Source organism: Portibacter lacus, assembly GCF_021533215.1.
Lineage (GTDB): Bacteria > Bacteroidota > Bacteroidia > Chitinophagales > Saprospiraceae > Portibacter > Portibacter lacus.
In genome coordinates, this window is the sequence record NZ_JAJNKA010000021.1 from 22,296 (window position 1) to 37,895 (window position 15,600).

General features: G+C 35.5%; 14 protein-coding genes. 11 read left to right on the top strand and 3 right to left on the bottom strand.

Annotated features, from left to right (window positions below; genetic code table 11):
- Window position 1: 1 nt before the first annotated feature.
- The 3 genes from L2586_RS23145 to L2586_RS23155 are packed head-to-tail and all read right to left on the bottom strand — an operon-like array spanning window position 2 to window position 1,960.
- A complete protein-coding gene (locus L2586_RS23145; protein ID WP_235295381.1) occupies window positions 2-973 on the bottom strand; it encodes a FecR family protein in 972 nt (323 codons plus the stop codon).
- Window positions 954-1,451, bottom strand: a complete 498-nt coding sequence (locus L2586_RS23150) for a hypothetical protein (RefSeq protein ID WP_235295382.1) — start codon at window positions 1,449-1,451, stop codon at window positions 954-956. Before L2586_RS23150 ends, L2586_RS23145 begins: the two co-directional genes overlap by 20 nt.
- The gene (locus L2586_RS23155) at window positions 1,448-1,960 is read right to left on the bottom strand and encodes an RNA polymerase sigma factor (protein ID WP_235295383.1); all 513 of its coding nucleotides are present in this window, start codon (window positions 1,958-1,960) and stop codon (window positions 1,448-1,450) included. Before L2586_RS23155 ends, L2586_RS23150 begins: the two co-directional genes overlap by 4 nt.
- Window positions 1,961-2,193: 233 nt before the next feature.
- Here L2586_RS23155 and L2586_RS23160 point away from each other — a divergent pair, with 233 nt between their 5' ends.
- The 11 genes from L2586_RS23160 to tgt all read left to right on the top strand — a co-directional run bounded on the left by L2586_RS23160 (window position 2,194) and on the right by tgt (window position 15,599).
- Window positions 2,194-2,850, top strand: coding sequence for a hypothetical protein (locus L2586_RS23160; RefSeq protein ID WP_235295384.1), 657 nt, complete (start codon window positions 2,194-2,196; stop codon window positions 2,848-2,850).
- A 276-nt stretch (window positions 2,851-3,126) separates the two neighbouring features.
- Entirely contained in the window at window positions 3,127-4,353 is a 1,227-nt protein-coding gene (locus L2586_RS23165; RefSeq protein WP_235295385.1) for a GAF domain-containing SpoIIE family protein phosphatase, read from the top strand.
- A 37-nt stretch (window positions 4,354-4,390) separates the two neighbouring features.
- Entirely contained in the window at window positions 4,391-5,251 is an 861-nt protein-coding gene (locus L2586_RS23170; RefSeq protein WP_235295386.1) for an NINE protein, read from the top strand.
- Between the two features lie 61 nt (window positions 5,252-5,312).
- The gene (locus L2586_RS23175) at window positions 5,313-5,972 is read left to right on the top strand and encodes a CBS domain-containing protein (RefSeq protein WP_235295387.1); all 660 of its coding nucleotides are present in this window, start codon (window positions 5,313-5,315) and stop codon (window positions 5,970-5,972) included.
- Between the two features lie 20 nt (window positions 5,973-5,992).
- Window positions 5,993-7,363 carry a BamA/TamA family outer membrane protein gene (locus L2586_RS23180; RefSeq protein WP_235295388.1) on the top strand — a complete coding sequence of 457 codons (1,371 nt, stop codon included), beginning with the start codon at window positions 5,993-5,995 and terminating at the stop codon, window positions 7,361-7,363.
- Window positions 7,364-7,460: 97 nt separating this feature from the next.
- Window positions 7,461-8,345, top strand: a complete 885-nt coding sequence (locus L2586_RS23185; RefSeq protein WP_235295389.1) for an NAD kinase — start codon at window positions 7,461-7,463, stop codon at window positions 8,343-8,345.
- A 157-nt stretch (window positions 8,346-8,502) separates the two neighbouring features.
- A complete protein-coding gene (locus L2586_RS23190) occupies window positions 8,503-9,177 on the top strand; it encodes a hypothetical protein (RefSeq protein WP_235295390.1) in 675 nt (224 codons plus the stop codon).
- Between the two features lie 204 nt (window positions 9,178-9,381).
- Entirely contained in the window at window positions 9,382-12,681 is a 3,300-nt protein-coding gene (gene secA, locus L2586_RS23195) for a preprotein translocase subunit SecA (protein WP_235295391.1), read from the top strand.
- Between the two features lie 4 nt (window positions 12,682-12,685).
- Window positions 12,686-13,069, top strand: coding sequence for an SPOR domain-containing protein (locus L2586_RS23200; protein WP_235295392.1), 384 nt, complete (start codon window positions 12,686-12,688; stop codon window positions 13,067-13,069).
- Between the two features lie 3 nt (window positions 13,070-13,072).
- On the top strand, window positions 13,073-14,467 hold the full coding sequence (rodA, locus tag L2586_RS23205) for a rod shape-determining protein RodA (RefSeq protein WP_235295393.1): 1,395 nt from the start codon (window positions 13,073-13,075) through the stop codon (window positions 14,465-14,467).
- A gap of 1 nt (window position 14,468) precedes the next feature.
- A complete protein-coding gene (gene tgt / locus L2586_RS23210) occupies window positions 14,469-15,599 on the top strand; it encodes a tRNA guanosine(34) transglycosylase Tgt (protein WP_235295394.1) in 1,131 nt (376 codons plus the stop codon).
- Window position 15,600 lies beyond the last annotated feature (1 nt).

The following is a 15,600-nucleotide window of genomic DNA, read 5'->3' on the forward strand; positions in this document are numbered from 1 at the left end:
ATTATTTGACAATGACTTTTTTACCCTTGATTTCATAGTTAACATCCATTGGCCAAAATATTTGTTGCATCGCACTATCTATTGAAACCGTTGTGAAGAAACCAGTATACTTTTTATCTAATAGTGCATCGACATTTTCAAACTTAACATCAAAATGGCGCCCCACTTCATCTAAAACATAGCTCAGATTCTGATTGTCAAAATTCACAAATTTATCAAGCCAATCAATCTTCTTTACTACATTTTTCTCTATAACTGGTTCTTGATTGTCTTTTAGTATAAATCGGTCACCTTTGTTTAATATATATGAATCCTGAAGTTTGATAGAGACCTGAACTTTTCCTTCTAAGCACTCTACCTCATAAAAGCCGATCCGATCCGTAATATTAAACTGGGTTCCAAGCACGGAAACTACACCTTGTGGGCTTTTCACGGTAAACTTAGAGCCTTTTTTTACTTTGAAAAATGCTTCTCCTTCTAGAACGAGGAACCTGCTTTTCTCCCAAGAACGCTCATTATATTTCAGGGTAGAAACACTATTCAATTCGACAACAGAGCTATCTGGAAGTTTAAAAGAATCTTGTTCGGCAATCGTTGTCACATGACTATTTTCACTTTTGAAGATAAATGGAAAAGCGATGACAAATAAGGTTACTATAGCTGCAGCAACTCCCACCCATCTCATCGACTTGATCTTAGTCTTGGCTTTCGGTTCTTCAGCAGTGCTGTCTATCGTTTCGTTGATTCGGTTAAATATGCCATCTAACTTCTGATCTTCGATTGTGATTGTATCTGCACTTAAGTTTTGAATAATTTTAGTTGATTCTTGAATATTCTCTGAATGCTTCGGATCAAGCTTCAGACTATCTATTAATGTTGAGTCGTGCTCCCCATTAACATAGGAGATGAAGTCATCATCGATGACCCAATCTTCTATAGCATAGTTATCATATTTATTGTCCGAATAACTCATTTAAATATTCTTCTCTTGTTTCTTCACCATAAGCATTTATACATCCGCTCACACCACTCTGCATAATACTTGCGCATATATTTCCTGTCAATACTGAATTTTCGTGTAGTCTATCTAGGTAACAGTGTCCTAATTCGTGAAAGATGATAAATTCCTTGCCGTAATAATCGTAGTCAGCCCAAAAAGACTTATCAACCAATACTCTCCTATTTCCTTCATCACTATTTTGACATTGACCTACCGTACTATTATCTCTGATAAAATCAATGGTTGCACCTATCCCCGCAGCGTCGAGATCAACTGTAATTCCTCTTAATGCTGCCTCTTCTTCGAAAAGATCAAAAAATGGCTGAATTTCAGGATCTACATCATATCCATACTCCTTAGCACAAGATCCTACACAAACCAATACTATAAAAAACAGTAGATATTTCATTGTCATATTATAAGGAGCCGTAAATAGTCGTTTTGTACTCATAGTTTCTTTTTTAAATTCTGAATAGCCCGATAAAGTAAATTTCGAACTGATTGATTATTGATTTCGAGTATACCAGCTATCTCTTCGTTCTTATAACGTTGAAAATACTTAAGATGAATAACCTCTCTTTCTCTATCAGATAGGTTTTTAATCGCCTTATTTAATCTCAATGTATATTCTACCTGACCTTCCTCTTTAGAAATAGTTTCTTCTATACTTTCTTGAGAAATTAAACCATCATGCTTATAGCTTAGTTCATCGTGCTTTTTATTCTTAGCTAATTGTTTAATTAATTTCCTCTTAAATGAAGTAAAAAGATATGCTTTCGGATGATTTACATTGTCGAATTTTGTCCTATTCTCCCATAAGTAAATAAAGAAATCATGTAGACATTCCGACACTTCATGATCATCACTGCATATTGCCATACCGTATTTATAGAGGTCTTTAGCAAACAGCTTATATAGACAGGCAAGTCCATCTCGCTGACCATCCAATAAAAGCTGCATGCAATTTATTCCTTCCAATGTTTTAAATATAGGCACAAATTAATGAATAATGCTAAAATTAGAAACACCTATTTATTCAGAAACGATATTCATAATTTCTTAAGTTCCTACCAATCATTCTAAGCAAAAAAGCTTTAACAGAATTTTAACAAAGTAATGGTAAGTACAAAAATCTATTCTTTGACTCTTCCTTCTGTTAAAAGATTAATAAACATTTTAAAATTATAGAAGTTATGAAAAGTTATGCAGTTTTATTTTTGGCTATTGGGATTCTTTTATCCTCTTGTTCTAAAGAAGAATGGTCAGTTGTAGATAATTATGTGACCGATACTTATAAGGAAATGAGAGACGGAGCAATTGGAGGCCATCACAGATGTTATCGTGCTAATTTCCCATTAACAATCGTATTCTCTGATGAAACTACATCTGAAGTTGCTGATCGAAGGGAGTTTGTATCTGCACTCAAAACTTGGAAAGAAGCAAATCCAGATGCGGAAGAAAGACCAACTATTCAGTTTCCATTTAGCATCACCAGATTAGATGGTGAGATTATCGAGGTTAATTCACAGGAAGAGATTGCAGTACTTCGAGCGGAATGTAGAATATATCAGAACAGACATAGAAAATGTGGTGCTTTTGGTCGGTATCTTGATAATAAATGTTTCGAAGTTCAACTTCCGATTTCAGTAGTGATGGCAGATGGAGAGGTCATCGAGATAGAAGAAAAAAGAGACATGAAAGATGTGTTAAAATCATGGTTGTCAAATAGACCAGATGAAATCCCAGAAGTTTCCTTCCCTATTTCTGTGACGATGAAAGATTCTGGCGAAGTAGTAGAAATTGAAGATAATGAAGCATTCGACGCACTCGTAGAGGCATGTAAAGAATAATTATAGTAAGTTTTTTTTTATGGAGGTGGCTCGCGAGGGCCACCTTTTTTTATGCTCCCAAAAAGGAAAGTTTCCATTTAGTAAGTAATTTTATATCTCTTGATGATATCCCGAAAGGGCTAGGCAGCAATTTCTTCTCTTGAAATTTAATGTTTGAAAACAAATCCAAAGGCAAGCTTTTTATGCTTTTCTAAGAAGCATCTATTTGGTACTCTATTTTTCTATTTTCTTGGAATGAATATTGAATTAGATAAGAATGACTATTTTTGATTCTATATGAGTAGAGAATTAGCAATATTGGAGAAACTTGAAAAGGAACTAAGCCTTAAGCAGCTTCAGATCAAATCTCTATTGACCATTACCCAGGCCATTAATAAGAATGTTTCCACAGAGGGCTTGTACAATATGTATAAATCATTCTTGAGCTGGGAAATGGGTGTTCATAAAATGGTGCTCTTTGTCTTAGAAGATGATTCCTGGATGTGTACCTCTCATATCAACATCGAAACAGAATGGATTATTAACGAACTTGCGCTTGTCATACTTAACTATGAAAGGCTACATACGATTAAGCCAGAAGATCCTGAAGTTTTGCAGGCCTTTGACATTATTATTCCTGTAATGCATAAGGATCACCCGATTGCTTATGCGGTCATCGGTGGAATTAAGGACCAAGAAGATGTCTATAACAAAATCCAGTTTATAACGACAATTACGAATATCATTGCTGTTGCTATTGAAAATAAAAGACTTTTCAAAAAGCAAATCAGGCAAGAACGGTTTAAGAAAGAGATAGAGCTTGCGAGTGAGGTTCAGAAGATGCTGATTCCTGAAAAACTACCGATCAATGACCGTTATGAGCTCTCTAAAATCTATAAACCTCACTTTAATGTAGGAGGCGATTATCTGGATTATATTAAGTTTGACAATGATAAATTTGCATTTTGTATTGCAGATATTTCGGGAAAAGGAGTCGCAGCTGCTTTATTAATGGCAAATTTTCAGGCCATTATTCAAGGGTTGATTTTTCAATATCGAGATCTTGAAACCTTTGTATTTGCACTTAATCAATCCGTGTTCAGAATAACAAAGAGTGATAAGTACATTACCTTTTTCATAGGTGAAATAGATGTGTCTACCATGAAACTAAGATATATTAATGCTGGACATTATCCACCATTCTTGTATCAAAATGGAAAAATGAGACGTTTAGATAAGGGTTGTACCATCATCGGAGCGTTTGAAAAACTACCGCATATTGAAGAAGAAGAGCTAGATCTTGAACATAATAGCATGATATTTAGTTTTACTGATGGTTTAGTAGACCTAAAGAATGAAATGGGCGACTACTTTGAAGACGAAAAAATAGATACTTTTATACAAGCTAATTCACATGAATCAGCGGAAACGTTTAATAATCTCTTACTATCAGAAATCGATAATTTCAAGGGAAGCCAATCGTATCCAGATGACATTGCTATATTAACTTGTAAAGTTTTATGATAAATAAATTTGAAAATATTAATTTGGGGATCTTATAATGAAGAATAGAATTACGGCAGCGATAATAGCACTTTTTTTAGGATCCTTTGGAGCTCATAAGTTCTACCTCAGGGATTCTGGAGCTGGTATATTTTATCTAATCTTATTCATGGTTGGTAGTTCTATGAGATTACCTATTTCGGCATTTCTAGGAATGGTGGATGCTTTTGTTTTATTTACGATGTCAGATGAAAAGTTTGATGCAAAGTATAACAAGTCTTACGATACGAGGACAGATCGACGTGGACAGAGCAGAAACAGCAGATACGATTCAAGGCAGCAAAGACGATATCCTCCAAGACAAAGCACTACCAGCAGAAGGCAGCAAGGAAGCTATGAAGTCAGAAGAGAGAGCTATAAAAAACCAGCGCCCACTCAGAACAAAGTGAGGAGGCCTAGAGAGAATCCATTTAAGAAAACTGGAATCTCTAAATATAAGGATTATGACATCGATGGCGCAATAGAAGATTTCAATAAAGGGATAGAGTTAGATCCTGCGGATATGGCGTTACATTTTAACTTAGCATGTGCTTACTCTTTAACTGAAAAGCCGAAAAAAGGCTTTTATCACTTACAGAAAGCAGTCGAAAATGGATTCAAGGATTTCGAGAAAATTAAGACCCATGATGACCTTGCTTATCTGAGAATACAAGAAGAATTCGAGGAGTTTCAGGAAAATGGATATAAATTCAATACCTCTGGATCTCCTATCGAAACCATAGATAAAGTAGAACCTGAAGTTGTAATTCAAGATGATATTTTATTATCACAATTACAGAAATTGTCAGAATTAAGAAATAAAGGCCTTTTGTCTGACAAGGAATATTCTTTAGAGAAAGAAAAACTAATGAGACGTTAAAGAATGTTAAAGTTTGTGCATAACCTTCGAAAAAAACGTCTTATTAAAAAACAATAAGTAAATGATAGCTAACGAACTCATATCACAAACAGTTTCCTCCCTTAGGACTTCTGACTTGGGTGAAGAAGCTATTACGATCATGAATATTTTTCATGTGAAACATCTTCCTATTGTCAATAATGAACAATTACTTGGTGTTATATCTGAAGAAGAGATTCTAGGACACGAATTATCTGAGCCGATTGGATCATACACCTTGTCTATGCACAAGCCGTATGCAAAAGCTGAAGATCACATGTTCGAAGTCATGTCTATTATGGCTGAATATAATCTGACCGTTGTTCCCGTAGTAGATCAAAAAGGAGATTATATAGGGCTCATTACACAGGATGATTTAATTCAATTCTATGCGAAGAGTTTCTCTTTTACAGAAAGTGGGAGCATCCTTGTGCTAAAAACAAGAAAGCGAGATTATTCGCTTGCAGAAATTTCTAGGATTATTGAAATGGAAAATGCTTCGATACTAAGCTCTTTCATTACGAATAGTCCTAATTCAGATGAAATATTAGTAACATTAAAATTAAATGTACAGGACATCCAGCACATCATTGCTACGCTGGAACGTTATGAATATACCATCAAGTCTACCTTTGCTGAAACGGAGTATATAGATTCGATGAAAGAACGATTTGATTCTTTGATGCATTTTCTGAATGTTTAATATTATATTCGACGCCTGACATGAGGCAATCCCTAATTTTCTTCTTTTTACTATTTGTCAATGTGCTCTTAAGCCAGCAAATCACTATACACAACATTGTTATTACTGGTAATAAAAGAACTAAAGAGAAGGTCATCTTAAGAGAACTCAATTTTAAAATTGGAACCGAATACACCACCGATACCAATATAGAAGAGGTAGAAGAATTCAATGAAAAGAGACTGCTCAGCATCGGACTCTTTAATGAGGTAATCATCAAGATTAAGAATAATACGGCCTTTATTAATGTCAATGAAAACTGGTATATTTTCCCCAATCCCATCTTTGAACTAGCTGACCAAAATTTTAATTTTTGGTGGTATGACCAGATGAGAGACCTAAGCAGAGTCAATTACGGCCTCCGCGCTGAACACGTTAACCTCACTGGCCACAGGGATAAAATGACCCTTACTTTTCAGCTGGGTTATACTCGAAAATTAGAGTTAAAATATTACTTCCCTTTCTTAGATGCAAGCGGAAAGTGGACGACATCCATTAATGCATTTTACGCAGATGTGAGAGAAATCACCTACAAAACAATCGGCAATAAGCCACAATTTGCAACTTTCAATGACGAAGTCATGGCGACAAGGTTTCGATTAGGAGCGGATATCGGTTATCGTCCGAACCTATTTGTAACTCATGTTTTTCGTTTAGAATATCACGATAACAAAATTAATCCCTACGCTGCATCAGAACTTAATCCAGACTACTTCCTTGATGGAAAGACTAGGAATCAATTTATGTTTTTTAATTATGCTTTCTTTTTCGATAGGAGAGAGTTTAGAATTTTTCCAGAGGCTGGAGATTTTGTACATGTGAACCTTAAAAAAGAAGGTCTTTTTCTTTTTAAAGATTTGAATAACCTCTCTCTAGCTGTAGAGTATGAAAAATATTTCAATAAAGAATCTAAGTTTATCTGGAATTACAGAGTGAAGGGGAAGTATAATTTGATCCGTAATCAATTAGCATATGCGAACAATGAAGCTCTTGGAGGAGGTGAGGTAATAAGAGGATACGACCGATATAGAGTGGATGGAAGCGACTATTTCTATTTACAAACTGGCGTACATTATAAAATGTATGAGCATTTATTTGATGTGAGCAAATGGATTCCGCTGACCCAATTTAATAAAATTGACCTAAAACTCTACCTAAGTTTAGAAGCTGATGCTGGATACGTTAATGAGCGCCACTACATCGAAACAAACACCTTTAATAATCGTTGGTTATATGGATATGGACCTTCTTTTGGCTTAATGTTGTATAATACTTATTTATTCCAACTTGACTATAGTTGGAATCACTTAGGCGAAGGAGGATTTTTTGTATCCAATAAGATTTCGTTCTAAGGCTTTCCACTTTAGAAAAATCAAGAAAAATGAGATGGATCCTTACTTTTTACAAACGGAACCCAAAATTTTCCTTGAATAGTTCTAAATTCGTCATATGAATATATTATTGTTTGGCAAAGGATTCAAGGAAGGAAACGAAGTATACCTTCACACATTAGTTAGTTCGCTAGAAAAAAGAGCAGCAAAAGTTTATGTGAATAAGCTTTATCAGGATATTCTTGCTGAACAAAATATTAATTTTTGCTCGGAGTGTAGTGTAATCGATACAACAGCTGAGTTAAAAGAAGCAAATGTAGACTTTGTCATTACATTAGGAGGAGATGGGACCATTCTTACTGCTATAACCTTAATTCAGGATCTTCAAATACCTATTTTAGGTATAAATCTGGGACGTCTCGGTTTTCTAGCCATCATTGAAAAAAATAAAATAGAGCGAGCACTAGATAAGTTGTTCGCTGGCAGATATTCTATCGGAGAAAGAGTCATGTTGAGATTGAATGGTGCCGATGAGTTATTCGGAGAAAAGTCATTCGCGCTGAACGACTTTACGCTTCATAAACGAGATACATCGGCAATGATTAAGGTGCATACCTTTATCGACGGTTCTTTTCTAAATTCTTACTGGGCAGATGGACTTATTGTTTCGACGCCTACTGGTTCGACAGGTTATTCCCTCAGTTGTGGAGGTCCGATTGTCTTTCCCTACTCTGGAAATTTCATCATCACCCCAGTGGCGCCACACGACATGAATGCTCGTCCAGTAGTCCTTTCAGATAAGACGGAACTGAGTTTTGTGATCGAAGGGAGAGGAGAGAACTTTTTGTGTACGCTCGATTCAAGATTCGAAATCATTACGTCAGATCATAAACTATCTGTCAGAAAATGTGAGTTTCCAGCGAGACTTGTGCAATTAGAAGGCGTTTCGTTTCAGGAAACCATTCACAACAAATTATTGTGGGGAAAGGATTCTAGAAATTAATAACATCAAGCTGACAAATTTCATACAGAGTATCAGGCAAGATTAGAGCGACCTAAAAAATAATTATTTTTTCTTTATTTACTTCATTGTCTTTCAGAACAAATCTGATTAACTTGTTGTCTCTTATATTTGAACATTCTATCATCAAATAAATAAAATGTCCGCCATTAATTCTACATATTATGCTGATGTGGTTTTAGGCTTCAAGCAGATTCCGGAAAAGAACTATTCCAGACAGATTTATTTTATTGAAAAAAATAGAGAGATTGTAGAAAATATGGAGTCCGATTTTCGGATAGATCTCCTTGACAAATATAATATCGCGCTTTATGAAATCGGGCATTTCAAAAAATGTCTAGACCATTTAGACTTATTGATTTTTGATGTAATCAATGAGAATTTTCAACAAGGCTCCGATGATTTATTCTGTGTGTTGTTGAAAAGAAAAGCCTTCGCACTTTTTAATATTGGCGAATTTGAAAAAGCACAACACGTTTCTAGCGAATTATTAAAAATTGATCCCACTTCCTTAGAGTCTAATTTAATTTTAACGAATGCTGGTTATAAATTGATTAAGCAAAAGACCAAAGGCATAAGAGCTGTAGCAGTAATGATGCTCATTTTCGGCATTTGTTTTACTTGTTTCGACTTGTTAGTTATTCACAGTTTCTACCCAGAACAGATTGTTAAAGTTGGAAACATTCAATTATTCACCATTGGAAGCGCAATTAGTATTATTCTTTGCTTAGAGGTATTTGCATTTTTTAAAGGAAGGCAAAAAACCATTCAAATTCAAAAGGAATCATTGCACAAAAAAAGATTGAGATCATAAAGTACTGAAATCCATCGCCAAAAAGTCTCATAATTCTTTTTTACCATGCCAATATGGCGTATAATTTCATAAATAAAGTGTTGGTACAACTTATGTACTAGAGGTAAACGTTATAATATTGACTGTCATTTATATAAATAAATCAGAACTCCTGGTGAAACTTAAAGGGCAATCAATATCTTTGTGGCATAATAAAACAAGATCATGTTAAATGTTTTTCAAAAGTTGTTCGGGACGAAGTATGATAGAGATGTTAAAACATACAGCCCCGTTGTAGAGGTTATAAATAAACATTTCGATTCCTATAAAAATATCTCGAATGATGAACTTAGAAATAAAACCCTTCATTTTAGGGATAAAATTTCTGAGCATTTAAAGGGAATAGATTCCGATATAGAAGCTTTACAAGAAGAAGCCAATAAGGAAAAGGACCTAGAAAAAACCGAAGAAATCTATAATCAAATAGATGCATTTATAAAAAAGCGGGACGAGCATCTAGAGGAAGTGCTGAAAGAAATATTGCCAGAGGCTTTCGCGGTTGTTAAAGAAACAGCAAACAGGTTCAGTAACAATGAAACCATAGAGGTTACAGCAACTGAGCATGATCGAAATCTAGCCGCTAAGAAAAATTACATCACGATAAAAGGTGATAAAGCTATCTATAGCAATACATGGCTCGCAGCTGGAGGTGAAATCACCTGGAATATGGTTCACTATGATGTGCAACTTATCGGTGGTATGGTGCTTCATGATGGAAAGATTGCAGAAATGCAGACGGGAGAGGGAAAAACACTAGTTGCAACCTTACCTGCATATCTGAATGGACTTTCTGGACAAGGTGTTCATGTCATTACCGTGAATGATTACTTGGCAAGAAGGGATAGTGAATGGATAGGACCTATTTTCGAATTTTTACTTCTTACGATCGATTGTATAGATAAGTATAGACCACATTCTCCAGATAGAAAAAGAGCATACAATTGCGATATTACCTATGGAACAAATAACGAATTTGGCTTCGATTATCTAAGAGATAATATGGTGCGAAATGAAAAAGAAAAAGTTCAAGGTAAGCACCACTTTACCATGGTCGATGAGGTCGATTCTGTATTAATAGATGACGCAAGAACGCCATTAATTATTTCAGGACCCGTTCCAGAAGGTACTGAAGAACAAGAATATTATGCACTGAAACCAAAAGTTCAGCGGTTATATGATGTTCAGAAAAAACAAGCTACTGAATATTTAGCTCAAGCTAAAAAGTTGGTAAAAGAAGGCAAACTTGGAAACAATGAAGGTGAAGCAGGAATGGCGCTTTTAAGAGCTTACCGTTCTCTACCTAAATATAGACCTCTTATTAAGTATTTATCAGAAGAGGGAATAAAAGTAATGCTCCAGAAAACGGAGAACTTTTTCATGCAAGAGCAGTCTAAAAACATGCACCTTGTAGATGAGCCACTTTACTTTACAATCGATGAAAAAAACAGAAACGTAGAGTTAACTGAGAAAGGTTCTGAGTTTCTTGCAAAAGGTGAGGAAGATGCTAACTTCTTCATCATGCCTGACATTGCTTTAGAAATCCAATCTTTACAGGAAAAGGGACTTTCTCCAGATAAAGAAAGAGAATTAAGAGAAAGCATCATCAGCGATTATTCTATTAAATCTAGAAGATTACACTCTGTAAGCCAACTATTAAAAGCCTACACTTTATTCGAAAGTAATGAAGAGTATGTGGTCATGGATGGTCAAGTGAAAATAGTAGATGAGCAAACAGGTCGTATGATGGAAGGTCGTCGGTATTCAGATGGTCTACACCAAGCACTTGAAGCAAAAGAAAATGTAAAAGTAGGTGACATCACACAAACCTATGCAACTGTTACTTTGCAGAATTACTTCAGAATGTACCACAAACTCTCCGGGATGACTGGTACTGCCGAAACGGAAGCAAGTGAGTTTTGGGAAATCTATAAATTAGATGTGGTTGTAATTCCTACTAACAAACCAATCATAAGGGATGATAGAGAGGACTTAGTATTTAAGACCGCACGAGAAAAATTCAATGCCGTTATTGATGAAATTGAATCAATGACGAAGAAAGGAAGACCTGTACTAGTTGGTACAACTTCTGTAGACATCTCTGAAAGATTAAGCAGGATGTTACAAATGAAAAACATCAAGCACAATGTTTTAAATGCGAAACAGCATCAAAGAGAAGCAGACATTGTTGCTGAGGCTGGTAAAGCTGGAAATGTTACGATTGCAACAAACATGGCCGGTAGGGGAACGGATATAAAAATCTCTGACGAAGTGAAAGCCGCTGGTGGTCTAGGTATTATCGCCACAGAGCGTCACGATTCAAGAAGGGTCGATAGACAGTTAAGAGGTCGTGCAGGTAGACAAGGAGATCCTGGATCATCTCAGTTTTTTGTTTCTTTAGAAGATAATCTAATGAGACTTTTCCACTCCGAGCGGATTGCGAAAGTGATGGATAGAATGGGTCATAAAGATGGGGAGGTTATTCAACACTCTATGGTAACTAAGTCTCTAGAAAGAGCTCAGAAAAAAGTAGAAGAAAATAACTTTGGTATCAGGAAGAGATTGCTTGAATATGATGATGTAATGAATATTCAGCGGGAAGCCATTTACAAAAAAAGAAATAACGCATTATCTGGTAATCGGATCAAGGTTGATCTGAACAATATGTTTAACGCTATTGCAGAGAACATTGTTGTAGATCACAAAAATGCTGGTAACTATGACACTTTCAGAAATGAAGTGCTTACTTTCTTAGGTTTCGATCCTAAGATAGATGCAGCTTCTTTCCAAGAGGGTAATGAACAAGATTTGATTGCTCAGCTGAAGTCAGATCTTCATGAATTTTATGATAGAAAATCAGAAAAGATCACTGAAATTCTTCTTCCAGTAATTAAAAATGTCTATGCTAATGAAGGTCACAAATACAAGCGTATCGCAATACCATTTACTGATGGAAGAACTAATCCACTTCCTGTTTCTGCGAATTTAGAAGAATCTGTTAAGTCTGAAGGAGCTTCTTTAATGAGAGAAATAGAAATGGCTGTTACTTTAGCTCTGATAGATGAGAACTGGAAAGAGCACTTAAGGTCTATGGATGAGCTGAAAGAATCATCTCAAGCAGCATCTTTCGAGCAAAAAGATCCGTTGGTTGTTTATAAAATGGAAGCATACGAATTATTTGAAAGTATCGTTTACCTTATCAATAAAGATGTTGCTTCTTACTTAATGAAAGGAAAAATACTTCTTGGAAACAATCAGGAAATGTCAGAAGCTCAAGAGCAAAAGACAGATTTGAGTAAAGTGAGAACAAGTAGAGCAGAACAAGAAGCGAGAGCAGCTGCTGAAGGTGTGAGTAGAACTCAAGAGAAACCTGAAACGTTTATTAGAACGGAGAAAAAAGTAGGTAGAAATGATCCTTGTCCATGTGGAAGTGGTAAGAAATTTAAACTGTGTCACGGAAAAGTATAAAACTATGAAGTCGATCATCATTCTGTGTTTTTTAGGAATTTGTTTTTCTCTTAATGGTCAAGTTGCCATTACAGAAGAGCCGAACATTTCCAGATTAATGAATTCTTATATTAGTCAAAGTCGTTCTTCGGAATATGTTCAAGGCTGGAGAATTCAATTGATCACAACGAATGATAGGAGGAAAATGGAAGCTGCTAGATCGAAATGCGCTTCCTTGTATCCTGATTTAGAAGCAGAGTGGAAACATGTGAGTCCTTATTATCAAGTGCAGATAGGCGCATATAGAACGAAGTTAGAATTACAAAGTTTTTTACTTGAACTCAAAGAAGATTTTCCCAATGCAATTCCAGTAATGGATAAAATCAGGAAAGTTGAATTATTAAGATAATATATGGCTAGAATAAATACTGCCATTAGATCTGGAATCGACTGGGTAGCTTTGTCTACCTATCTTGCTTTGGTTTTAATCGGTTGGCTAATGATCTATTCTTCGAACGCCGATTCAAGTGTAGAAGAATCAGCATTTTCATTCGCAGATTTATTTAGTGGTCATTTTATTTGGGTAATCATTTCCTTTTTTGTTTTCATTTGTACCTTATTCATAGACTGGAAGTTCTGGGATACTTTTTCCTATGTATTCTACGCTCTTGGAATTCTATCCCTAATTGGAGTTTTAATATTTGGACTAGAAATCAATGATGCTAGGTCATGGTATTCCTTTTTTGGATTAAGTTTTCAACCAGGGGAGACCGCAAAGTTTTTTACTTGTCTAGCCTTGTCGTCCTATCTGAGTTCTTACAAAACAGATCTGAGTACACTTAAGTCCCAAGCAATTGCGATAAGTATTTTCATCTTGCCTTCATTCTTGATCATATTACAACCAGATGCAGGTTCAGCAATTGTATTCTTTTCCTTTTTTATATTGCTCTTTAGAGAAGGGATTTCCCCTCTTTACTTTGTAATAGGACTTTCACTTTTAGGAATCTTTGTTTTCTCATTAATTTTCGGTCCTATAACAGTGATCTTTCTATTAATTGCATTAGGTATAGGCGTTCTAATTTCAAATTTCAAAAATAGAACGCCATGGGTTTTGGGACTTTTAGCTGCAGTGATTTTAAGTCTCGTGTTTGTCCCTAAGACTGACTTTATCTATACTGTCCTTGCATCTATCGCTCTATTCTTCGTTGTTCTTTTTCTTCAATGGGACGCGCGAAAGCTATCATACTACATTATCATAGGTTCCGTCATATTAATTTCAGGTCTATTTTCGTATGGTTCCAATTATGCATTTGAGAAAGTACTAGCTCCACATCAGCAAGACAGGATTAATGTTTGGTTAAGGCCAGACCTAGCTAGCTATGATGTAAAATATAATATCATTCAGTCGAAGTTAGCCATTGGCTCAGGAGGACTTCAGGGTAAAGGTTTTCTTCAAGGTGATATGACAAAACTGAATTATGTACCAGAAAAATCTTCCGATTTTATCTTTAGTATCATCGGAGAAGAGCAAGGTTTCTTGGGCGTAATAAGTGTCGTTCTTCTATTCCTATTACTACTGTATAGAATTATAGTCATCGCGGAAAGATCTAAGAGCAACTTTGTGAGGCACTACGGATACGGAGTGGCGGGCATCTTATTCGTTCACTATTTTATAAATATAGGTATGACGATGGGTATTATGCCTGTCATTGGGATACCTTTGCCTTTTTTAAGTCAAGGAGGAACCTCCTTACTTGCATTTTCACTAATGATTGGTGTACTACTAAAAATGGACTTATCCAGATAATATGAAATTTGATATTTTAAAGAAAGACGAAGGATCTAGAGCAAGAGCTGGATCAATTCATACAGACCATGGGATCATAGAGACACCTATCTTTATGCCTGTAGGGACTATCGGAACTGTGAAAGGAATCCATCAGAAAGAACTGGAAGATGTTATTAATGCAGATATCATTTTAGGTAATACCTACCACCTTTATTTGAGACCAGGAATTGATATTATCAATAAAGCAGGTGGGCTTCATAAGTTTATTTCATGGGATCGTCCTATCTTAACAGATAGTGGTGGTTATCAAGTTTATTCCTTAAGTAATAATCGGAAGATAAAGGAAGAGGGCGTGATGTTCTCTAGTCATATCGATGGTTCAAAGCATTTCTTTAGTCCTGAAAAAGCCATTGACATACAAAAAAATATAGGTGCGGATATTATTATGGCATTCGATGAATGTACACCTTATCCATGCGAATACAATTACGCTAAGCGAAGCATGCATATGACACATCGTTGGTTAGATCGATGTATGGTTCATATGAAAAAAACTGAAGGTTTATATGGCTATGAGCAATGCTTAGCTCCAATAGTACAAGGAAGTGTCTACAAGGATCTGAGAAAGCAATCTGCTGAATATATTGCGAGCAAAGACGCTGATATTAATGCCATCGGAGGTTTATCAGTAGGAGAGCCACATGAGGACCTTTATGCGATGACCGAAATAGTGACGGATATATTGCCCGAAGACAAACCGAGATATCTAATGGGTGTAGGAACTCCAGCTAACTTGCTAGAAAGTATTGCATTGGGAATTGATATGTTTGATTGTGTATTGCCTACAAGAAATGCGAGACATGGGTTAATATATACAAATGAAGGCGTTATTAATATAAAGAATTCTAAATGGGCAGAAGATTTTAGTCCTTTAGATCCTGAATTAGGAATCGAAACAAGTACCAGATTTACGAAAGCATACGTTAGACACTTGTTTCAAGTTAAAGAGCTGTTAGGACCACAGATTACGAGTTTGCATAACTTGAGTTTCTTTTTGAAATTAGTTAGAGAAGCTAGAACAAGAATTATCGATGGAACATTCGTAGAATGGAAAAATCAGATGGTCGTTAAATTACAAACCAGATTATAAG